General features: G+C 66.3%; 24 protein-coding genes and 1 pseudogene. 17 read left to right on the top strand and 8 right to left on the bottom strand.

The window, feature by feature from the left end; genetic code table 11:
• Positions 1 to 42: 42 nt before the first annotated feature.
• Positions 43 to 381, top strand: a complete 339-nt coding sequence (locus tag A5707_RS08695) for a hypothetical protein (RefSeq protein ID WP_065014098.1) — start codon at positions 43 to 45, stop codon at positions 379 to 381.
• Here A5707_RS08695 and A5707_RS08690 read toward each other — a convergent pair.
• Together A5707_RS08690 and A5707_RS08685 are read right to left on the bottom strand one after the other, a co-directional pair.
• Positions 378 to 1940, bottom strand: a complete 1563-nt coding sequence (locus A5707_RS08690) for a phytoene desaturase family protein (RefSeq protein ID WP_065014097.1) — start codon at positions 1938 to 1940, stop codon at positions 378 to 380. The two genes, A5707_RS08695 and A5707_RS08690, sit on opposite strands and share 4 nt — an antisense overlap.
• 54 nt (positions 1941 to 1994) lie before the next feature.
• Complete coding sequence (locus A5707_RS08685; RefSeq protein ID WP_065014096.1) at positions 1995 to 2603, bottom strand: TetR/AcrR family transcriptional regulator; 609 nt, start codon at positions 2601 to 2603, stop codon at positions 1995 to 1997.
• Between the two features lie 78 nt (positions 2604 to 2681).
• Here A5707_RS08685 and A5707_RS08680 point away from each other — a divergent pair, with 78 nt between their 5' ends.
• A complete protein-coding gene (locus A5707_RS08680; RefSeq protein WP_065014095.1) occupies positions 2682 to 3173 on the top strand; it encodes a DUF2834 domain-containing protein in 492 nt (163 codons plus the stop codon).
• On the opposite strand, the gene serS is transcribed toward A5707_RS08680, so the two are convergent.
• A complete protein-coding gene (gene serS / locus A5707_RS08675) occupies positions 3170 to 4429 on the bottom strand; it encodes a serine--tRNA ligase (protein WP_065014103.1) in 1260 nt (419 codons plus the stop codon). The two genes, A5707_RS08680 and serS, sit on opposite strands and share 4 nt — an antisense overlap.
• A gap of 119 nt (positions 4430 to 4548) precedes the next feature.
• Here serS and A5707_RS08670 point away from each other — a divergent pair, with 119 nt between their 5' ends.
• From A5707_RS08670 to A5707_RS08660, 3 genes and pseudogenes are all read left to right on the top strand, one after another.
• Positions 4549 to 5925, top strand: a complete 1377-nt coding sequence (locus A5707_RS08670) for a septum formation family protein (protein ID WP_065014094.1) — start codon at positions 4549 to 4551, stop codon at positions 5923 to 5925.
• Positions 5926 to 5929: 4 nt separating this feature from the next.
• Positions 5930 to 6351 (top strand): annotated as a pseudogene (locus A5707_RS08665) (metallopeptidase family protein).
• Entirely contained in the window at positions 6348 to 6539 is a 192-nt protein-coding gene (locus tag A5707_RS08660; RefSeq protein WP_065014092.1) for a hypothetical protein, read from the top strand. Before A5707_RS08665 ends, A5707_RS08660 begins: the two are co-directional and overlap by 4 nt.
• Before the next feature lie 59 nt (positions 6540 to 6598).
• On the opposite strand, the gene A5707_RS08655 is transcribed toward A5707_RS08660, so the two are convergent.
• Both A5707_RS08655 and pheA read right to left on the bottom strand, forming a co-directional pair.
• Positions 6599 to 7288, bottom strand: a complete 690-nt coding sequence (locus tag A5707_RS08655; RefSeq protein ID WP_065014091.1) for a histidine phosphatase family protein — start codon at positions 7286 to 7288, stop codon at positions 6599 to 6601.
• Complete coding sequence (pheA, locus tag A5707_RS08650) at positions 7285 to 8205, bottom strand: prephenate dehydratase (RefSeq protein WP_065014090.1); 921 nt, start codon at positions 8203 to 8205, stop codon at positions 7285 to 7287. Before pheA ends, A5707_RS08655 begins: the two co-directional genes overlap by 4 nt.
• Before the next feature lie 85 nt (positions 8206 to 8290).
• Here pheA and A5707_RS08645 point away from each other — a divergent pair, with 85 nt between their 5' ends.
• The 4 genes from A5707_RS08645 (at position 8291) to A5707_RS08630 (ending at position 11752) form a co-directional block, all read left to right on the top strand.
• On the top strand, positions 8291 to 9097 hold the full coding sequence (locus A5707_RS08645; RefSeq protein ID WP_065014089.1) for a DUF2470 domain-containing protein: 807 nt from the start codon (positions 8291 to 8293) through the stop codon (positions 9095 to 9097).
• Positions 9098 to 9161: 64 nt separating this feature from the next.
• Complete coding sequence (locus tag A5707_RS08640) at positions 9162 to 9923, top strand: CPBP family intramembrane glutamic endopeptidase (RefSeq protein ID WP_065014088.1); 762 nt, start codon at positions 9162 to 9164, stop codon at positions 9921 to 9923.
• Positions 9923 to 11041, top strand: coding sequence for an LCP family protein (locus A5707_RS08635; RefSeq protein WP_082969347.1), 1119 nt, complete (start codon positions 9923 to 9925; stop codon positions 11039 to 11041). Before A5707_RS08640 ends, A5707_RS08635 begins: the two co-directional genes overlap by 1 nt.
• A gap of 165 nt (positions 11042 to 11206) precedes the next feature.
• Complete coding sequence (locus A5707_RS08630; protein WP_065014101.1) at positions 11207 to 11752, top strand: ferritin; 546 nt, start codon at positions 11207 to 11209, stop codon at positions 11750 to 11752.
• Here the strand turns inward: A5707_RS08630 and A5707_RS08625 are convergent.
• The 3 genes from A5707_RS08625 to A5707_RS08615 all read right to left on the bottom strand — a co-directional run bounded on the left by A5707_RS08625 (position 11749) and on the right by A5707_RS08615 (position 13978).
• Positions 11749 to 12573 carry a glycerophosphodiester phosphodiesterase gene (locus A5707_RS08625; protein ID WP_065014087.1) on the bottom strand — a complete coding sequence of 275 codons (825 nt, stop codon included), beginning with the start codon at positions 12571 to 12573 and terminating at the stop codon, positions 11749 to 11751. The genes A5707_RS08630 and A5707_RS08625 overlap by 4 nt on opposite strands.
• A gap of 4 nt (positions 12574 to 12577) precedes the next feature.
• Positions 12578 to 13606 (bottom strand): DUF4328 domain-containing protein, encoded by a 1029-nt coding sequence (locus A5707_RS08620; RefSeq protein ID WP_082969346.1) that lies wholly within the window; start codon positions 13604 to 13606, stop codon positions 12578 to 12580.
• A gap of 63 nt (positions 13607 to 13669) precedes the next feature.
• Positions 13670 to 13978 (bottom strand): rhodanese-like domain-containing protein, encoded by a 309-nt coding sequence (locus tag A5707_RS08615; RefSeq protein ID WP_419866402.1) that lies wholly within the window; start codon positions 13976 to 13978, stop codon positions 13670 to 13672.
• A 502-nt stretch (positions 13979 to 14480) separates the two neighbouring features.
• Here A5707_RS08615 and A5707_RS24105 point away from each other — a divergent pair.
• The 8 genes from A5707_RS24105 to A5707_RS08580 form a co-directional block, all read left to right on the top strand.
• Positions 14481 to 14639, top strand: a complete 159-nt coding sequence (locus A5707_RS24105; protein ID WP_197495291.1) for a hypothetical protein — start codon at positions 14481 to 14483, stop codon at positions 14637 to 14639.
• Positions 14640 to 14815: 176 nt separating this feature from the next.
• The gene (locus tag A5707_RS08610; protein ID WP_065014099.1) at positions 14816 to 15439 is read left to right on the top strand and encodes a superoxide dismutase; all 624 of its coding nucleotides are present in this window, start codon (positions 14816 to 14818) and stop codon (positions 15437 to 15439) included.
• Between the two features lie 164 nt (positions 15440 to 15603).
• Positions 15604 to 16137 (top strand): peptidase, encoded by a 534-nt coding sequence (locus A5707_RS08605; protein ID WP_065014085.1) that lies wholly within the window; start codon positions 15604 to 15606, stop codon positions 16135 to 16137.
• 277 nt (positions 16138 to 16414) lie between these two features.
• A complete protein-coding gene (locus A5707_RS08600) occupies positions 16415 to 17110 on the top strand; it encodes a TMEM165/GDT1 family protein (protein WP_065014084.1) in 696 nt (231 codons plus the stop codon).
• A 332-nt stretch (positions 17111 to 17442) separates the two neighbouring features.
• A complete protein-coding gene (locus tag A5707_RS08595; RefSeq protein WP_065014083.1) occupies positions 17443 to 17841 on the top strand; it encodes a secretion protein EspR in 399 nt (132 codons plus the stop codon).
• A gap of 107 nt (positions 17842 to 17948) precedes the next feature.
• The gene (locus tag A5707_RS08590) at positions 17949 to 18605 is read left to right on the top strand and encodes a DUF6474 family protein (RefSeq protein ID WP_065014082.1); all 657 of its coding nucleotides are present in this window, start codon (positions 17949 to 17951) and stop codon (positions 18603 to 18605) included.
• A gap of 16 nt (positions 18606 to 18621) precedes the next feature.
• The gene (locus A5707_RS08585; protein WP_232000673.1) at positions 18622 to 19269 is read left to right on the top strand and encodes a YcnI family protein; all 648 of its coding nucleotides are present in this window, start codon (positions 18622 to 18624) and stop codon (positions 19267 to 19269) included.
• On the top strand, positions 19266 to 19557 hold a 292-nt coding region (locus A5707_RS08580), incomplete at its 3' end, for a copper resistance CopC family protein (RefSeq protein ID WP_197495290.1). The genes A5707_RS08585 and A5707_RS08580, both read left to right, overlap by 4 nt.

Genomic DNA, 19557 nt, shown 5'->3' with positions numbered 1-19557 from the left:
CTGCCTCACCGCGCGCGGTCACGAGCTTCGGTGTGAGCGGCAGTGACGTCTCCGCAGCATTACGACGACGGCCTGGTCCAGTTGGACCGCACCGCGATCACCTTGCGGCGCTATCATTTTCCTTCGGGCACCTCGAAGGTCATTGCGCTAGACAGGATCCGCGGCTACCAGGCCGAGCCGCTCGGGATGCTCGTGCACAGGTTCCGGATCTGGGGCAGCTCAGACCTTCGACGCTGGCTGCCACTCGACGTTCGCCGGCCATTGAAGTCGACGTTGATCACGCTGGACGTACCGGGAACTCCCTTGAGCCCCGCATTCACGCCGGAGAATCCGGAAGAGTTCACCGCATTGCTCGACCAGCTGTTGGATCGATCGGGTTAGCAGCCAGCGTCAACCAGTGCTTGGTGCGCGGCGTTATAACCGGGAATAAAGGTGATGCCCGGCCCGCCGTGGCATCCCGCACTGCCCAGGTACAGGCCGTCAATCGGGATCGGTTGGCCGACAAAGCCTTTGGGGCCTGGGCGATTGGGACCGATCTGATTGGCGTTGAGCAGCCCGTGGCAGTAGTCGCCGCCCGGGGCGCCGAACATCACACCCATATGCCGGGGCGTGAAGGTGGTGTGCCGGATAATACTGCTTTCGAAATTCGGTGCGAGGCGGGTGATCTTGTCGATCACGCGCCGACCCATGTCAACTTTGGCCTGGCCGTAATCGGCATCCCCTTCGATCGGGAACCACAACGCGAAGGCCGATGCCGCGTGTTTACCCGCCGGGGCCAGGTCGGGATCGTTTTGGGACGGGATCTGCAAAACCACCGTCGGGTCGGCCGGAACCGTCCCGCGGCGGCAATCCTCCCACTGCTGCTGGACTTCTTCGGGTGTGCAGAACACGCCGATCGATGCCTGCATGGCGGGGTCGTCGAGCGCCTCGTAGGGCGCAGCGAATCTGGGGGGCTCGTCCAGCGCGAAGTGCATCTGCAGGTAGCTGCCGCGATGGTCGGTCCGCGCGTAGCGCTGCCGGATATCGGCGGGCAGCGCAGCCGGATCGATCAACTCGTTGAGCGTGAGGTCCGGCGCGATGCCCGAGACGACGACGGGGGCGGTGATGGTGTCGCCCGCCTCGGTGCGCACCCCGCTGACGCGGCCGCCGGTGAGCACGATCTCGCTCACTTTGGTACGTAGTCGGAGTTCGCCGCCGTGGCTTTGCAGCACGTCGCTCAGATGCGCGGTGAGCGCGTCGATGCCGCCGCGCAGCTTCTTCATCTGCATGGTGTCGCCGTCGGGAACACCCAATCCGAAGGCGAGTGCGGCCGCGCTGCCCGGTGTGGCCGGCCCGCGGTAGAGGGTGTTGACCGCCAGCACAGTCATCGAACCACGTAGCGCGCCGTGTTTCTCGCGGTCGGGAAGGTAGCGGTCCAACACGTCGGTGACCGAGCCGAACAGCATGTCGTCGATGGCGGAGCGTTCGAATTCGTTGGTGGCACAGGCATACATCTGATCGATCGTCTTCGGCGGTGTCCCGGCCTCGAAGCGGCCCAGCGCGCGGGTGGGTGCCTGGCTCCAGGCCATCAGGCCGGCCATGCCGTTGACGGCATCGGCGCCGTGCACATCGCTGAGATGGGCGAACAGCTTGATCGGGTCGCTGTACTGGACGAGCGGGTCATCACCGACCCCCCGCAGCGCGACCGACATGACGTCCAAGTCGATGGTCGGCAAGGTGTTCAGGCCCAGCGCTTCGACAACGACGGGCGCAGTCGGGAACTGCACCGAGCCGGCGATTTCGAATCGGTAGCCGTCGAACAACTCGACCGTGGAAGCCATCCCTCCGGCGTAAAGCTTGGATTCCAGACACAACGTGCGCAGTCCGGCGCGTTGCAGCAGTACCGCTGCGGCCAGCCCGTTGTGTCCGGCACCAATGACGATTGCGTCGTAGTCGGCCATCCGCTCTGCCCTCCCTGCATCTGCGACGCAGGCTGGCATGGATCCCCAGTTTTGTCAATTATGACGAAACTGGTCCAGCACACCCAGCTGCAACGAGTCGAGCGCCGCTCGGCACAGGCGGGCCAGCTCAGCCAGTGACCGGTCCTCGCCGAGCATCCACACCTCCATCGCGCCGAACACCGCGGCCGCGATGCAGCGCGCGGTCACCGTGATCTGCAGCCGGTCATCCGGCATGCGGGGCCCGTCGGGGGCCAATCGTTCGACGATCGCGTCGGCGAAGTCGGCTTCCACCTGGCGGATGTGCCGCACAATGCGTCCGGGGTCGAGTTCTTGGGCCCGCAGCGCAGCTATTCGGGTCACCGCCTCAACGTCATAGGGAAACGCGAAGATTGCCGCTTGCACGGACTCGATGATCGACTCGTCGGGCCGTCGTGCGTTCAGCGCGGTGCGAAACCAGTGCAACCCGGCGTCGTAGTCGGCGAATAACAGGTCGTGTTTGGACGTGAAATGCCGATAAAAGGTGCGCAGCGACACCCCGGCGTCCGCCGCGATCTGCTCGGCCGAGGTGTCTTCGACGCCTTGGGCCAAAAACCGCACCAGCGCGGCCTGGCGCAATGCTTCGCGAGTGCGCTCGCTGCGCGACGTCTGGGGCGGTCGGGCCATGCCGGTAACCTACCGTGCCGTTCGACTCGCAGAAGTGTCAATATTGACAAAACTGCGCGGGTTGCCGAGACTGCCCGCATGATCTCGCTTCTCGTACACGCAATCCTGGGCCTGACCGTGATCGGCTGGATCGTTGCCTCGAATCCCGCTGTATTCAGCCGGCCGTCCGGCGGGTCCCGGTTCTCGACGCTGGAATGCCTCTACTACGTCATCGGGATCGCGTCGATCGTGCTGGGCTGGTATTTCAATATCCGGTTCGTGCGTGAGTACTCGACCGGATCCGGCAATCCGATATGGGGACCTGGCAGTTGGTCGGATTACATCCGGCTGATGTTCACCAACCCCGCGGCCAGTTCGGCCAGTCAGGACTACACCATCATCAATGTCGTTCTGCTGCCGCTGTTCACGATCATCGACGGGTACCGGCGGGGTCTGCGGCGGCCGTGGCTGTATTTCGTGTCCAGCCTGTTCACCAGCTGCGCCTTCGCGTTCGCGTTCTATTTCGCCACGATCGAGCGGCAGCACCGCCACGCGCAGTTGCGGGCGACGCCGACCGCGGTGGACGCTTAGCCGACCGGCTCCAGCAGTTCGGTGCCCACGAACGGAACCAATGCCTGGGGCACCCGCACGCTGCCGTCGGGGCGCTGGTGGTTCTCCAAGATGGCGACCAGCCAACGGGTGGTGGCCAAGGTGCCGTTGAGCGTCGCGGCGATCTGCGGCTTACCGTTGGCGTCCCGGTAGCGGGTGGCCAGCCGGCGGGCCTGGAAGGTGGTGCAGTTCGACGTCGAGGTCAGCTCGCGGTAGGCGCCCTGGGTGGGAACCCATGCTTCGCAGTCGAACTTGCGAGCCGCTGAGGAGCCGAGATCGCCTGCTGCCACGTCGATTACGCGGTAGGGCACCTCGATACGGGACAGCATTTCGCGCTGCCAGCCCAGCAGCCGGCTGTGCTCCGCCTCGCTGTCGGCCGGTGTGCAGTAGACGAACCCCTCGACCTTGTCGAACTGGTGCACCCGGATGATGCCGCGGGTGTCCTTGCCGTGGCTGCCGGCTTCGCGCCGAAAGCACGACGACCAGCCCGCGTAACGCAGCGGGCCCGCGGACAGGTCGAGGATCTCGTCGGCGTGATAGCCGGCCAGCGGCACCTCCGAGGTGCCGACCAAATAGAGGTCATCGGCTTCGAGGTGATAAACCTCCTCGGCGTGTGCGCCCAGGAAACCGGTGCCCGACATCACGTCTGGGCGTACCAGCACCGGGGGGATCACCGGGATGAAGCCGTTGTCTGCCGCAAGCCGGATGGCCAGCTGGAGCAGCCCCAGCTGCAGCAGCGCGCCCCTGCCGGTCAAAAAATAGAACCGCGAGCCGGACACCTTGGCGCCCCGCTCCATGTCGAGCAGACCCAGAGACTCGCCGAGTTCCAAATGGTCCCTCGGATTTTCGATAGTGGTCGGCTCGCCGACGACGTCGAGGACGGTGAAGTCGTCCTCGCCGCCGGCAGGCACCGGATCGAGGATGACGTTGGAGATCGCCATGTGCGCAGCGGTGAACGCCGCCTCGGCGTCGGCCTGCTCGGCCTCGGCCGCCTTGACCTGCTCGGCCAGCCCGCGTGCCTGCTGTAACAACGCCGGGCGCTCGTCGGCGGATGCGGCGCCGACCTTCTTGCTGGCGGCCTTTTGCTCGGCGCGCAGCGAATCGGCGACCGAGATCGCGCTGCGCCGGGCGGCATCCGCCGACAGCAGCGCGTCGACCAGGAGCGGGTCCTCGCCGCGGTTGGTCTGGGAGCGCCGGACGGCGTCGGGGTCTTCGCGCAACAGCTTCAGGTCGATCACGGCCAAGAACACTACTTTTGTCGGGCGCCGCCCCGAGCGTTGGCTAGTCCGGCACGCCAGCACCGACCTCGGGTGCAACTTTTGCATCACCTGTCACGGCACGCGTGGGGCCTGTCAGAATGGAGCCGATGTTGGACGCACTCGAACAGGACGATGCGCTCACCGACCAGCCGCAATCCCGGCCGGCGCGGTTCGGTTGGCTGCGCACCCTGCAGGCCTCGGCAACCCGGCGGGCGCTGCTGCTGACCGCGTTGGGTGGTCTGCTCATCGCCGGGCTGGTGACCGCGCTGCCGATCACCGGCGACGGTCCCGGGCGACTCGCCGGCTACATCGACCCGGTGCCCAGCACCGGCACCAAGGGCAACGCCGCTTTCAACCGTGCTGCCGGCGGCGACTGCCTGATGTGGCCCGATAAGACGCCAGATGCCGCGACCATTGTCGACTGCAAGGACGAGCACCGGTTCGAGGTCGCCGAGTCCATCGACATGCGGACCTTCCCGGGTTCGGAGTATGGGCCGGATGCCGCCCCGCCGTCGGCAGCCCGCATCGAGCAGATCGGCCAGGAGCAATGCGAGTCGGCGGTGCACCGCTACCTCGGCACCCGGTTTGACCCGCACAGCAGGTTCACCATCAGCATGCTGTGGTCGGGCGACCGGGCGTGGCGTCAAGCCGGTGAGCGGCGCATGCTGTGCGGCCTGCAATTGCCCGGCGCCGGCAACGAACAACAGGTCTTCGAGGGCAAGGTCGCCGATCTCGACCAGTCGCGGGTGTGGCCGGACGGTACCTGCCTGGGTATCGACCCCACGACCAACCAGCCCACCGACGTGCCCGTCGACTGCGCCGCCCCGCACGCCATGGAGGTCACCGGCACGGTGAACCTGGTCGCCAAGTTTCCCGACGCGCTGCCTCCCGAACCCGAACAGGACGCCTTCGTCAAGGAGTCGTGCACCCGGCTCACCGACGCCTACCTGGCCCCGGTGCAGTTGCGCAGCACGACGCTGACGCTGACCTACAGCACGCTGTCATTGCCGAGTTGGTCCGCGGGCAGCCGTGAAGTGGCGTGCAGCATCGGCGCGACACTGGGCAATGGCGGCTGGGCGACACTGGTGAACAGTGCCAAGGGCGCGCTGATGATCAACGGCCAGCCGCCGATCCCGCCGCCGGACATTCCGCAGGAGCGGCTCAACCTGCCACCGATCCCCATGCCGCCGCCCAGTTCCGGGGGAGGCCCTTCGTCGTCATCGGCCGCCGGGCAGACCGGCCAGCAACGACAGGGCAACCAGCATCTGCCGCAACAGCCTGGCGCACCTGTGCAGCCACCACCGGCGGCACCCGCGCCGGCTCAGCCACCCGCAGCGCCTCCGCCCGAAGCACCGGCTCCGGCACCGCCGCCGGAGGCACCGCCCGCACCGCCGCCGCCGGCTCCGGAAGCGCCACCTGCTGCCGAGCCCGCTCCGGCACCGCCGCCGGCCGCTCAACCCGCACCGGGGACGTAACCGAGTGGCGGTGCGGATGGGCCCGCAGCGATTCGACGAGCTGTTGTCCGACGCGCTCGACCTGATCCCGCCCGAACTGGCTGCCGTCATGGACAACGTCGTCGTGTTGGTCGCCGACCGCCATCCCGACGATGCCGAGCTGCTCGGCCTCTACGAAGGCGTGGCGTTGACCGAGCGGGACTCCAACTACGCCGGGTCGCTGCCCGACACGATCACGATTTACCGCGACGCGCTGCTAGACATCTGCGACTCCGACGACGAGGTTGTCGACGAAGTGAAGATCACGGTGATCCACGAGATCGCCCACCATTTCGGCATCGACGACGACCGCCTGCACGACTTGGGCTGGGCCTGACGATCTCATGCCGGCCCGCCGGGCGCGGCATCGATGATCTGTCGGCGCAGCGTGCTAAGAACGGGCCATGACTACAAGCTGCCGCGATTGCCGGGCCGGCTTGGATCACTGCCACGGCACCATCATTCGACATTCATTGCGCCGGTCGGAGTGCACCGAGCCGGATTGCACCAGCCCGGAGCTGATGCCGCACGCCTTCGTGGTCGACTGCGACGTGGTTGGCTGCGGGTGCGCCGAAGCCATCGCGCTGGCGGTCTGAACCTCGACTGCCCGTCCCGGCTCCTCATCGCGCTGTGCGCTCGCATCGTCGCCGGGCGGTCAGCCCATCGGGTCGGTGCCGGATTCCACCGCGTCGGCCACCGGTGATGCCTGCGGCTCAGGCGCAAACGGCGGGGACAGTGCGCCCCATTGCACGCAGCTCCAGCGGCCGTCGGTGATGGGCGCCAGCACCACCGACTCGGCGTTGCCCAAGTGGTGGTCCACCACGAAGCTGCCGTCGACGCCGGCCAGGACGGCCGCGGCCAGCCGGATCGCCGCACCATGGCTGACGACGACGATGTCGCGATCCCACCCGTCGTCGTCGAGATAGCGCATCCGCAACTCGGTCAGTACCGGCACGTAACGGTCCAGCACGTCGTTGGCGGTCTCGCCGCCCGGTAATGCGACATCCCAGTGGCCCTCGTGCCAGCGCTGGTAGATGGCGTTGAATTCTGCGACGGCGTCGTCGTCGCTGCGGTTTTCCAGCTCGCCGACCTGCACCTCGTGGATGCCGGCGACTTCGTTGGCCGACACGTCGACCGCGGCGCTGATCTCCGCGGCGGTCTGCGCCGCCCGGGTGGCGATCGAGTGCACCAACAGCCCGGGCGGTCGTAAGCCGTTGTGCGCGAACGCGCGGGCTTGATCGCGGCCCAACGGCGTCAGCTCGCTGCCGGGCGGTCGGGTGTCCAGCCGGCGGTCGACATTGCCGAAGGACTGACCGTGCCGCAGCAACACCAACCGGCCGCTCATTGCCGACCCCGCAGCCGTGTCAGCCAGCGTGATGCCGCGTCGAGTTGCGGTGGCGCGGCGCCCGCGACCACTCCAGTAGGCCAGGAACCCAAATAACGCACGTCCGTACAACGACGGTAGAGCGCTTTGAGTGCCTCGCCGACCGCGTCGTCGTCGAGGTGCCCGACGCAATCCAGAAAAAATACGTACGTGCCCAACTCTTTTCGGGTCGGGCGCGATTCGATGCGAGTCAGGTCGATATCGCGGATACCGAACTCGATCAGCGCCGCGACCAGGGCCCCTGGCGCATTCTCGATATGCAACACCACCGACGTCCGGTCGGCCCCGGTGCGGGCCGGTGGCGGGCCCGGCGGCCCGACCAACACGAACCGGGTGCGCGCGTTGGGCTCGTCGACGACGCCCTCGGCCAGCGCCGCCAACCCGCGGTGGGACGCGGCCAGCGGCGAGCTCACCGCCGCGTCCACAAGGCCGTTGGCGACTTGCTGCGCGGCCTCGGCGTTGGAGTTGGCGGGCTGCAACTCGACGGTGGGCAGATGTTCGGCGAGCCACCGCCGGACCTGCGCAGCGGCGACGGGAAAGGCGGCCAGCGTCCGCACATCGGCTTCGGTGCGGCCAGGTTTGACGGCGATGGTAAACGCCACGTCCAGGGTCACTTCGGCGAAAACCTGTAGCGGCGAGCCGATGGCCAGGCTATCGAGCGTCGGCACCACGGAGCCGTCGATCGAGTTCTCGATCGGCACGCAGGCGTAATCGGCTTCGCCCCGCCGAACGGAGTCCAGAGCGGCCGGTGTGCTCACGACCGGTACCGCTTCCACCGCGTCGGGACTCTGCATGGGAACCATGCCGGTGTCTCGCATTTGGAGCAGCGCGGCTTCGGTGAAGGTCCCCTCGGGTCCGAGATACGCGATACGAGCCACGCCAAAACCCTATCGGGTCGACAGCCTTGCGCCGCCGCCTCCACGTTAGTTAAGTTAGGCTTACCTCACTTAAGGATGGTGATCGATGACCCTCGCCAACTGCGCCACGCCGACGACCGCTGAGCGGATCCGCAGCACCTGTTTGCGGGCCGGCGGCGCACTGTTGGCCGTCGATGGGGCAGAGCCGGTCACCACCCCGCTGCACCACCTGCTGGCCGACGGGTCGTTCGCGGTCGTGGCCGCTGCCGACGGGGAGGTGGCCGAGCAGTTGGCTGGCTGCGGTGCGGCGGGCGCTCAGGCTGTGTTAGAGCTGGCCGACTATGCACCGTTGCCGTTGCGCGAGCCGGTGCGCTCGCTGGTGTGGATCCGGGGCCGGTTGCGGGAGGTGCCGCTGCCCATCGCGGCCCAAGTGCTGGACCTGATCGCCGCTGAGGACCCGAATCCGGCGCTACTGCAAGTAGAGACGGCGGCATCCCAGCCCGCCGTCGACGGCGACACCCGCTACACGCTGCTTCGGCTGGAGATCGAGTCGGTGGTGGCGACCGATACCACCGGGGCAGAATCCGTCGGGGTCGCTGCGCTGCTGGCCGCACGCCCAGACCCGTTCTGTGCATGGGAGACCTGCTGGATTCGGCACCTCGACACCGCGCATCGCGACGTGGTGGCACGACTGGCCGCCAGGCTGCCCGCACGGCTGCGGCGCGGCGACGTGCGCCCGTTGGGCATCGACCGCTACGGCGTACGACTGCGCGTCGAAAGCGCCGACGGCGACAGCGACGTCCGGTTGCCGTTCCGCAAACCGGTTGACGACGTCGTCGGGCTGAGCCAGGCCATCCGGGTGCTGATGGGCTGCCCCTTCGTCAACGGCCTCCGAGCCCGCGGTTACTCCTAACCGGTTTCGTGCGGCCCGCGCACGGTGAGGGCCGTCGGGTGATTCGACCGGTTACCGTGTCGAGGTGACCGCCCCCGATCGTCCACTGGCGCAGCCACGCGCGCTGTGGATCGAGGTCGGCGTCGTACTGGGCGTCACCTTCGGGCTGGCCGCCGTCACCGCGGCTCTGCAGCTGACCGATGCGGTCCTGCGGAATCTGAGCGCGCAGCGGATTCCACTCAATCCGAAGCGGTCCTACTTCGACCTGATCGATCTCGGGCTGAATGCGGCCTTCGTCGGACAACTCATCGCCTGGGGTGGGCTTGGCCTGTACCTGTTGTGGCGCAGCGGCTTTACTCCGGCTCGGATTGGCCTCGGCCGGTTCGACTGGCGTACCGATCTGTGGGGCGGTATCGGTTTGGCTGCGCTGATCGGGTTGCCGGGGTTGGGGCTCTACTTCGCCGCGCGGGCGATCGGGCTCAACGCCGAGGTCGTCCCCTCCAGTCTGAGCGACACCTGGTGGCGGGTGCCGATATTGGTTGCGGCCGCATTCGCCAACGGGTGGGCAGAAGAGATCATCGTTGTCGGCTACCTGTTGACCCGGCTGCCCCAGCTGGGCGTCAATCCCCGTGTGGCGCTGGTATGTTCCAGCCTGCTGCGCGGCAGCTACCACCTGTATCAAGGCTTCGGCGCTGGCCTCGGCAACATCGCGATGGGGCTGGTGTTCGGGTACGTCTGGCAGCGCAGCGGCCGACTCTGGCCGTTGGTGATCGCCCACGGGGTGATCGATACGGTGGCCTTCGTCGGTTATACGCTGCTGGCCGGCCATCTGGGATGGCTGCGCTGATGGACCGCAACCGGCCGACCGGACCGCGACGAGAACCGTCGCCGATCATTCAGCGCGATATCGGCCACCGACCGCGTCGTCCCGATCCGCCGCCGCCAACCCGGGGCACCACACCGCAACGCGCCCGTCCCAGCCGTCCTCCGCGGCGCCGCAAACATGCATGGGGTCAGGTCATTTCGTTGACCGTACTGATCGCGGTGCTGCTGACTAGTGCCGCGATCCTGGGCGGTGCACTGTGGATGGACACCGCCCTGCAACGGCAGCCGGTGCTGGCCGACTATCCCGGTCGCCCATCCATCGGGCGCGGCACCACCTGGCTGCTGGTCGGCTCGGACAGCCGGCAAGGGCTCAGCGCCGAACAGCAGCAGGATCTGACCACCGGCGGCGACATCGGTAACGGCCGCACCGACACGATCCTGTTGGTACATGTGCCGACGTTCGGGTCTTCGCTTCCGACGACGATGGTGTCCATTCCCCGCGATTCCTACGTGCCGATCCCGGGTTATGGGCGGGACAAGATCAACGCGGCGTTTGCGATGGGCGGCGCGTCGTTGCTGGCGCAGACGGTCGAACAGGCCACCGGTCTACGACTCGACCATTACGTCGAAGTCGGATTCAGTGGGTTCGCGGTCCTCGTCGACGCCGTGGGCGGTGTCACGGCCTGTCCGACGGAGCCGATCGACGACCCGCTGGCCGGGATCGGCCTTCCCGCCGGTTGCCAGACCCTCGACGGCCGTAGCGCGCTGGGCTACGTGCGCAGCCGCGCCACCCCGCGCGCCGACCTCGACCGCATGGCCAACCAGCGGCAGTTCATGTCGGCCCTATTGCACCGCGCCACCAGCCCCGGCGTGTGGCTGAACCCCTGGCGCTGGTATTCGGTGCCGCACGCGGCGGCCGATGCGCTGACCGTCGATCAGGGCTCCCACGTCTGGGACCTGGCCCGATTGGGGTGGTCCTTGCACGGCGCGACGACGACGGTGACGGTGCCGATCGGCGAATTCACCGGCAGCGACTCGGGCGCGGTGGTGGTGTGGAACCACGACGAAGCCGCCCAATTGTTCGACGCGCTGGCCGCCGACGCGCCGGTGCCGGCGGCCGTTGTCGAAGGGCAGCCCTAACCGCCGGCCGAACAATTTCTGACGGCGCGCCATAAGCTCGCCAACTAATACATAAAGCGATCGATAAATACATTAAACATAGCCTTGCTTAACTTAGGCAAAGCTCGCCTGAGTAAGTATTACCTTGGATGACAATGCCTTCTGACCTGGGGTAGCGTGGCCATCATGACTGATCACGATGCTCACCGAACAAAATTCCATGCATTAATGCAGGAGCAGATCTACAACGAATTCACCACCGCGCAACAATATATTGCAATGGCGGTCTATTTCGATGATTCCAATCTGCCTCAACTGGCGAAACACTTTTACAGTCAAGCTGTGGAAGAGCGGAATCACGCGATGATGCTGGTGCAATATCTGCTCGACCGCGACGTCCGCGTCGAGATCCCCGGCGTGGACCGGGTGCGCAACCAATTCGACACGCCACGGGATGCGCTGGCGCTGGCCCTGGATCAGGAACGCTCCGTCACCGACCAGGTGAGCCGACTAGCCGCCGTCGCGCGCGACGAAGGCGACTTTCTGGGTGAGCAATTCATCCAGTGGTTCCTCAAAGAGCAGGTCGAAGAGATGGCCTTGATGACGACCTTGTTACGGGTCGCCGATCGTGCCGGAGCCAACCTGTTCGAGCTGGAGAACTTCGTCGCACGTGAAATCGGTTCGGCGCCTCGGCAATCGGACGCACCGGCCGCGGCCGGCGGCCGGCTCTAGTCGAGCCCTGCGCCGGCCAGCCCGTCCTGTAGCCAAGCTTTGACGCGGCCGGGGTGGCGGGTGGCCAGCCAGGCCACCCCCACCTCGCGGCAAAAACTCACGTCGTCATAGTGGTCGACGTTCCAGCAGTACAACGCCCGTCCCTGTGCCGCGGCACGGTCGACCAACTCGGGATGCTCGCGCAGCGTCGCGATCGACGGTCCTACTGCCGTAGCCCCGACGGCCGTCGCTGCGCTGCTACCCAAGTACCGGGCGGCCTTGCCGAGCAGCACCGTAGGCAGCAGCGGCGCCGCTCGCCGGACACGCCACACCGCAGCCGCCGAAAATGACATCACCACGGCCCGTGACCGATCCGCGGAGGCTGGGGTCGCGATGCCGAAGCGCTGCAACAGCGCCAGCACTTTGCTTTCGACCAACGCCCCGTACCGCACCGGGTGTTTGGTCTCGATGAAGATCTTGACCGGCCGGTTCCAGTCCAGCACCAATTCCACCAGCGCATCCAGCGTCAGCAGACCGCTGTCCCCATGGCCACCGTCGGGACGCCAACTGCCATGCCATGCCCCGTATTCCAACTCCCGAAGCTGTGCCAGGGTCATCGTGCTGACCAGGCCGGCGCCCGTCGACGTGCGGTCTAGCCGGCGGTCATGCACGCAGACCAAATAGCCGTCGCGGGTAAGCCGGACATCGCATTCCACACCGTCGGCCCCTTCTTTGAGGGCGAGGTCGTAGGCGGCCAGCGTATGTTCCGGTCGAGCAGCCGAGGCGCCCCGATGGGCGACCACGAAGGGGTGCCGGGCGAGCACCTCGTCGGCCGGCGTCATACTCCTATGCTGCCGGTTCGGCACCCTCCAACTCAACCGCCGGAGCGGATCCCGCTGCGCTGCCGTCCCCGTCGGGAACCATCACCCACCGGCGGGCGGGCCGTTCGACCGGTTTGCGCTCGAATCCCTCGAAAACCCGCCCGGCGGCGGCCACCGCGGCCGCCGCGACGAGGTAGGCGAAAATCATCGCCACCGTGTTGTTGGCAATACCTTGGGCATCCTGAGCTCCGCTGGTAACGATGGCGAAGAGCGACACCGCGGTGCTGGCGAACCACAAGATCCACCACAGCAGGATCGGCCTGCGGAGCCGCTCGTAGACACCTTCGGTGTCGGCCAATTCGATGACATAGACCGGGGCCCACACCAAGTTGGCCAGCGGCACCAAACAACCGGCCCACAGCGCTCGAAGTCCACGCCGCTCCGGTCTGCCGCAATGAGCGAAGGCTGCCGCCCGGCGCGCGATCAACCACCGGGTCAGCACAACCACACAGGTGACTACCGCCGCGATCGCGGCCACGCTTGTCAACACGCCCAACCAGAACGCAGCACCCGCTACGAACGCATTCAGCAGTGTGTTGCGGTTGATGACCAGCAGCACGTAGCGCACAACATGCACCAGCGCGGCGATGCCCAGCACCACGACCCCAGCGAAAAGCGTGCTGCGCACCCATGCCGCCGTCGGTCCGCGCGCTGCGCTCGAGGCCGGTGCCGGCCCGCCGGGGCCGACCCGATCAGCCAGGCCCCACCGGGGTATGACCGCGTAGCGCGGAGTTGGTCCCAGCGGCCGCCGACGCCGTGGTGGGGGCGGCGGGGCGCCCGGACGCACCGCGATCCACCGGTAGCCGGCCGGCAGCCGCGGCGCTGACCGCTGTGACCCAACTAGCTGTCCAGCACCGCGCGGGGTCCACCGCGGATCGGCGGGCGGCGCTTCGCTCGAGGGCGCCAGCAGCGTCCCGCGGCAGCGGGGACACCACACCCGCTGGCGATCACGAACATTCCAGCGTGTGCCGCATTGGGAGCACACTTGGATCACCGGACCAGCTTAGTGACGATGGCAAGCGCGGGGGGACCAGCGGGTCGCGACCCGACAAGTCCCTCAGACGGTGCCGGGTCTGCCGTCGTCGGTGATCACGGCCCGACCGGCGCCCGCCCAGGCCAGCATGCCTCCGCTGACATTGACAGCGCGGTAGCCGATTTGCTGTAGGTACTGCGCCACCCGCATGGAGCGGCCACCGGCATGGCAGATCACGTACAACTCGGCGCCGGGATCGATCTCGCCGAGCCTCGCCGGCACCTCGCCCATCGGGATGTGGTGAGCATCTGCGGCGTGACCGCGCTGCCATTCGTCGTCGTCCCGCACATCCAGCAGCACCGCCGCGTCAGCTCCGAATTCGGCGGGCAGCATAGCGACGTCTACTTCTGCGACCACCGGTTCACCAGCCATGCGGTCGATCTTGGCATGCGGCCGCCGCGCGTGCAGCGCGCCGCAAACGCCAGCAACCAAGAGCTATCCACAGTTTCCACAGGTTTATTCACAGGGCCTTGGGCAGCGCCGCACCGTTGTGGCGGGTCCAACAGGCCTGTTGGACCGGCAGTTGTGGATAACGACGGGGTAACGGGCACGTCCGTCGACAGCCCGATCGTCAGCCGAGCGAAATGTATCGCCACACTAAACACCCACGGCCCGCCATCAGATGGTGCCGAGTCCGGCCAATCAGGCAATCCGTCCACAAACCCGGACTCGCTCGCGCACCGACCCCATCAGACCCTGCTTCGGCGCTGGTCAAGGGCTTATCGGAGGATCAATTTTCCCGGCGCTTCAGGAGGCGTTATTATCGCGTCCACTGGAGTTGCTTGTGACTCATCTCACTGGGGGAGTGTTTGGACGTGCAGGTCAGGGTCATCCGATGACGACGCAACCGATCGGGCCGCAGCCGGCGGCGTCGTCGTCACATTGGTACACCGGCTCGCCTGCATGTAATCGCTCCTACTTGTTGGCGGGAGTGCGCGCCGGTCTCATCGCGCTGGTGTTGCTGGCCGTCCTCGCACTCATCGTTTTGGTCTAAAGACACGTCCGCCGGGTATGCAACTCGTTGCACTCGTTGTTGCGGTGCGCGTAGTCATGGAGCAGGGTTGATTACGCTAGCCCCCCGCGGGGTGAAAGCCCTGCGAGTGCAGCGTCGGACGCAGCTCACCATCGGTCGTCAGACGCAGCTCACCAACGATGAAGGAAAGGAACCCCGTGGCTGAATACACGTTGCCCGATCTGGACTGGGACTACGGAGCGCTCGAACCGCATATCTCGGGACAAATCAACGAGCTTCACCACAGCAAGCACCACGCCACATACGTCAAGGGCGCCAACGACGCGCTGGCCAAACTCGATGAGGCGCGCAGCAAGGACGACCACTCCTCGATTCTGCTGAACGAGAAGAACCTGGCTTTCAACCTCGCCGGTCACGTCAACCACACGATGTGGTGGAAGAACCTGTCGCCCAACGGCGGCGACAAACCAACCGGTGAACTTGCCGCCGCGATCGACGACGCGTTTGGCTCGTTCGACAAGTTCCGCGCACAATTCACGGCGGCCGCCAACACCGTGCAGGGATCGGGCTGGGCGGCACTTGGTTGGGACAACCTCGGCGAGAAGCTACTGGTATTCCAGGTATACGACCACCAGACCAACTTCCCGCTCGGCGTCATTCCGCTGCTGTTGCTCGACATGTGGGAGCATGCGTTCTACCTGCAGTACAAGAATGTCAAGGCCGACTTCTCCAAGGCGTTCTGGAATGTCGTCAACTGGGACGACGTGCAGTCGCGTTACGCGGCTGCGAGTTCGAAGACCAAGGGGCTGATTGCCGGCTGACGTTCGAGCAATGTCGGGGCGTCGCGGTGATCGCGGCGCCCCGATTTTTTGGGACCGTGATCCTTTTGCGATACCTGCGATTGATTGGCCGTGTCCGCTTGCGGGTATTCCAGCGCTAGCGCATGCTGAGCACATCGACCCGCTGGCATATCGCGGAGGGCCACATGGAAACAGGGTCAGGCCGGGCCGTCGAAGTCGCCCCATTCCACTCCAATGGTGCTCTGAAGGGGTTTGTCATCTCCGGCCGTTGGCCTGATTCGACCAAGGAGTGGGCGCAGCTGCTGATGGTGGCGGTCAGGGTAGCGTCGCTGCCGGGATTGCTTTCTACGACAACGGTATTCGGTGTCCGCGAGGAACTGCCGGACGCACCTCAGCCCGGCACGGTCGGGCTCGTCCTGGCAGAGGGTCCGGTCGTCGGCGAATCCGCGGTTACCCCAGGCTATTTCGCCGATCATCAGCCGCCCGCGCTGTTGATGCTGCATCCGCCATCCGAGACGACGCCGTCGTTGCCTGAATGCAGCGGCGCGGCTTCGGGATGCGTCCTGTTGCCGGGCCTACCGTATCTGGGCTTGGAACATCGCGCGGCATGGGTAGAAGCAGAAGCCGACGGCACCATAACTTCGATGGTCAGTCGCGTCGGTGTTGATCCCATCAGCCATCCGGATACCGCAATTTTGGCAATGCTGCTTGCCGCATAACGAATTTCGCCGGTCGCCGACGATTGGGCGAATCATTAATAGCCCCACATCGAATCGGAAAATACGGCTACCCGAACTCGATCGCCCCGCTGGTGTGTCTGGGATATGGCCGCTAGCCTGAGGTCGATTGTCGAAGGTATTCAGCGGGTCATACAGAGGCGAATAGCCGGCTGGCCAACCGGTCCGACTCGGGCTCGGGGGAAGAACCTTCGACCCGACGCTGGACGAGCAAAGGGAAACCTCGATCGTCAGCGACGCGCCTGAAAGGTCGCCAAGCATGCTTGCAGCCGCGCTACTGAGCTTCGGAGTGGTCTTCCTCGCCGAACTCGGCGACAGGTCGCAGCTCATCACCATGACCTATGCGCTGCGTTACCGCTGGTGGGTGGTGTTGGCGGGCGTGGGGATCGCCGCGTGTGTGGCGCACGGCGTCTCAGTGGCCATCGGCCACTTCCTGGGGCTGACGCTGCCGGCCAAACCGATGGCGTTCGCCGCGGCGATTGCGTTCCTGGCCTTCGCGGTGTGGACGTGGCGCGAGGGCACTAATGCCGGTGACGACGTCCGCCCGGTCCGCGAGCCCCGGTTCGCGCTGCTCGCCGTCGTGTCGTCATTTCTGCTTGCCGAGTTGGGCGACAAAACCACGCTGGCCACCGTCGCATTGGCCAGCGACAAGAACTGGGCCGGCGTATGGATCGGCACGACGGTCGCCATGGTCGTCGCCGACGGACTGGCGATCGCGGCGGGCATCCTGCTGCACCGGCGGTTGCCAGAGGGGCTGTTACATGTGCTGGCCAGTCTGCTGTTCCTGTTGTTCGGGTTGTGGATGCTGTTCGACACCGCGCTGGGCTGGCGCTGGATCGCCGTCGCCGTGACCGCGTCGGTCGGCCTCGTCGCGGGGACCTTCGCAGTGGTGCGGTTCATCCGCCGGCCGCCTGTCGCGGCGCCGATCCCAGAGGCGTCGCGGGGCCTCGGTTGAGGCACGTTATAGGCCCGACAGCAAAGTTGTTTCTCGACGCGTCGCCGCCGCGCGCTGGTTGCCCGACGCCAGGTTCGCTCAGCCGACGGAGGCACCGCACGCCGCTGCCCGCGGCGTCGACGACGAAACTGCTGCACAATTCGCTTGGTGCATCTTGTGTATGCGCTGTGCGCGACGAGCGTTGCGTTTCAGCGTTCTGTCAACGGTGGTACCGCCCGCATTGGCCAATTCCCAATTGGTTTGCACTTGGTTGTGGCGATAAGTGTCGCTACGATGATCAGCAAATCGTGCCTGGAGTCATTCGTGCTACCAACCTGGTGGAGGTCATATCGATGAGCACGACGTTCGCTGCCCGTCTGAATCGCTTATTCGACACCGTGTATCCGCCCGGACGTGGGCCACATACATCTGCTGAGGTGATCGCGGCGTTGAAGTCGGAAGGCATCACGATGTCGGCTCCCTACCTGTCGCAGCTGCGCTCGGGCAACCGTACGAACCCCTCGTCGACCACCATGGCCGCGCTGGCGAACTTCTTCCGGATCAAGCCGGCTTACTTCACCGACGACGAGTATTACGAAAAGCTCGACAAAGAGTTGTCCTGGCTGGCCACGATGCGGGACGAGGGTGTTCGCCGTATTGCGATGCGCGCCAGCGGCTTGTCACCGGAAGCGCAGCAAGACATCGTGCAGCGCGTCGACGAACTGCGGCGCAAGGAGCACCTGGACGCCTGAGCCCTCATGACCTGACGACCCGCCGCCGGTCCGGTCCGTTAGGGTTGGCCCATCGATCGCGTTGACGTAGGGCGATACGCACCGAGACACCGGGGAGGCGGCCGGCAATGGGCCTGTTTCGCAAGCGAAAAAGCCGCGCAATCCGTCGTGCCGAAGCCCGGGCGATCAAGGCGCGCGCCAAGCTCGAGGCCAAGTTGGCCGCGAAGAACGAGGCCCGTCGTCTCAAGTCCGCGCAACGCGCTGAAACCAAAGCCCTCAAAGCGCAGTTGAAGGCGCAACGAGACAGTGACCGCTCAACGCTGAAGGCGGCCGAGGCCCAGCTCAAGGCAGCGCGCGAGGGCAAGTTGTTCTCGCCCAGTCGGATTCGGCGAGTGTTGACCGTCTCACGGTTGTTAGCGCCGGTGTTGGTGCCGCTGGTGTACCGGGCAGCGACCGCGGCGCGTGGGCTGTTGGACCAGCGTCGAGCCGATCAGCTCGGGGTTCCGCTGGCGCAAGTCGGGCAGTTCTCCGGGCACGGCGCGCAGCTGTCGGCCCGTATCGCCGGCGCTGAGCAATCGCTGCGAACCGTGCAGGAGAATAGGCCCAAAGACGCCGAGACCAAGCAATTCGTGGCGGCTATTTCCGAGCGGCTCCGTGATTTGGCGGCCGCGGTGACTGCTGCCGAAAACATGCCCGCCACCCGCCGTCGCGCCGCCCACGCCGCAATTTCCAACCAACTCGACGAAATTGATGCGGATTTGATGGCGCGACTCGGGTTGGCCTGACGTGACTTCACGGGTCCTGATCACCGCCGCAGCAGGCATCACCTTATTTGTCGGCTCGGCGACCGGCATTGCGCCGGCGTCGGCTCACGTTCGCGCGGTCAGCGACAATTCGGTGCGCGGTGGCCATGCCCTCGTCACGTTCTCGGTACCCAACGAATCCGCGACCGGAGCTCTCACCACCGCATTGACCGTCACGCTCCCCGACGTGGCTTCGGCGAGTACCGAAACCATGCCCGGTTGGACGGCCCGCCTCGACCGCGACGTCGCGGCCGGCACCGTCAAGTCGGTCACCTGGACAGCCGCGCCCAACGCCGGTATCGCGGTGGACCAGTTTGCGTTGTTCCGGATATCGGTGACGTTGCCCGACGCGGAGACGGTCAGCTTTCCGGCCGCTCAGACCTATTCGGACGGTTCGACCGTCACATGGGACCAGCCGCCCCTGCCCGACGGGACTGAGCCCGAACATCCGGCGCCCATGCTGACCCTGGCGGAACCGACCGCATCGCCACAACAGCACACGACTGCCTCCGATCAGCGAGCCGTCGTAGTGGCGGGCGACGGCCCGCAAAGCCGACCGGATAACACCGCCCGGATGCTTGCCGGTGCTGCGTTGCTCGTCGGCGCGGTCGGTATTGCTGTTGCGCTGGTTCGGCGGCGGGCGTGACGCGGCCGGCACGCTCGGCTGCGGCGGTGGCGCTGCTGGTCGTGATCGCATTCACCGCGTTAGGCACCGCGGGTGTCGCCTCTGCGCATGCGGTTCGGGTCGCTACCGATCCCGCCGAGAATGCCGCCCTCAGTGCCGGCCCGAGCCGGGTCAGCGCAACATTCAACGAACGGCTGCAGCCCGCCTTCGCGGCGATGAATGTCCTCGGGCCGGACGGGCGCCTGTGGTCAACCGGTGAACCGCAGGTGGAAGGCGCGGTGGTCAGCATCGGCGTGCGGCCGCTGGGGC

The sequence above is a fragment of the Mycobacterium kyorinense genome, assembly GCF_001672775.1.
Lineage (GTDB): Bacteria > Actinomycetota > Actinomycetes > Mycobacteriales > Mycobacteriaceae > Mycobacterium > Mycobacterium kyorinense_A.
Note: the sequence above shows the minus strand (reverse complement) of the source record. Positions and strands in the feature narration are given on the sequence as shown.

What these genes read in the sequence shown, in the direction of transcription:
- A5707_RS08600 (WP_065014084.1), top strand. Translation starts at nt 16,415, where the DNA reads ATGCTTGCAGCCGCGCTACTGAGCTTCGGAGTGGTCTTCCTCGCCGAA.
- A5707_RS08630 (WP_065014101.1), top strand. Translation starts at nt 11,207, where the DNA reads ATGACTGATCACGATGCTCACCGAACAAAATTCCATGCATTAATGCAG.
- A5707_RS08590 (WP_065014082.1), top strand. Translation starts at nt 17,949, where the DNA reads ATGGGCCTGTTTCGCAAGCGAAAAAGCCGCGCAATCCGTCGTGCCGAA.
- A5707_RS08645 (WP_065014089.1), top strand. Translation starts at nt 8,291, where the DNA reads ATGACCCTCGCCAACTGCGCCACGCCGACGACCGCTGAGCGGATCCGC.
- A5707_RS08605 (WP_065014085.1), top strand. Translation starts at nt 15,604, where the DNA reads ATGGAAACAGGGTCAGGCCGGGCCGTCGAAGTCGCCCCATTCCACTCC.
- A5707_RS08635 (WP_082969347.1), top strand. Translation starts at nt 9,923, where the DNA reads ATGGACCGCAACCGGCCGACCGGACCGCGACGAGAACCGTCGCCGATC.
- A5707_RS08685 (WP_065014096.1), bottom strand. Translation starts at nt 2,603, where the DNA reads ATGGCCCGACCGCCCCAGACGTCGCGCAGCGAGCGCACTCGCGAAGCA.
- A5707_RS08625 (WP_065014087.1), bottom strand. Translation starts at nt 12,573, where the DNA reads ATGACGCCGGCCGACGAGGTGCTCGCCCGGCACCCCTTCGTGGTCGCC.
- A5707_RS08660 (WP_065014092.1), top strand. Translation starts at nt 6,348, where the DNA reads ATGACTACAAGCTGCCGCGATTGCCGGGCCGGCTTGGATCACTGCCAC.
- A5707_RS08615 (WP_419866402.1), bottom strand. Translation starts at nt 13,978, where the DNA reads ATGCTGCCCGCCGAATTCGGAGCTGACGCGGCGGTGCTGCTGGATGTG.
- A5707_RS08680 (WP_065014095.1), top strand. Translation starts at nt 2,682, where the DNA reads ATGATCTCGCTTCTCGTACACGCAATCCTGGGCCTGACCGTGATCGGC.
- A5707_RS08595 (WP_065014083.1), top strand. Translation starts at nt 17,443, where the DNA reads ATGAGCACGACGTTCGCTGCCCGTCTGAATCGCTTATTCGACACCGTG.
- A5707_RS08670 (WP_065014094.1), top strand. Translation starts at nt 4,549, where the DNA reads ATGGAGCCGATGTTGGACGCACTCGAACAGGACGATGCGCTCACCGAC.
- A5707_RS24105 (WP_197495291.1), top strand. Translation starts at nt 14,481, where the DNA reads ATGACGACGCAACCGATCGGGCCGCAGCCGGCGGCGTCGTCGTCACAT.
- A5707_RS08655 (WP_065014091.1), bottom strand. Translation starts at nt 7,288, where the DNA reads ATGAGCGGCCGGTTGGTGTTGCTGCGGCACGGTCAGTCCTTCGGCAAT.
- A5707_RS08690 (WP_065014097.1), bottom strand. Translation starts at nt 1,940, where the DNA reads ATGGCCGACTACGACGCAATCGTCATTGGTGCCGGACACAACGGGCTG.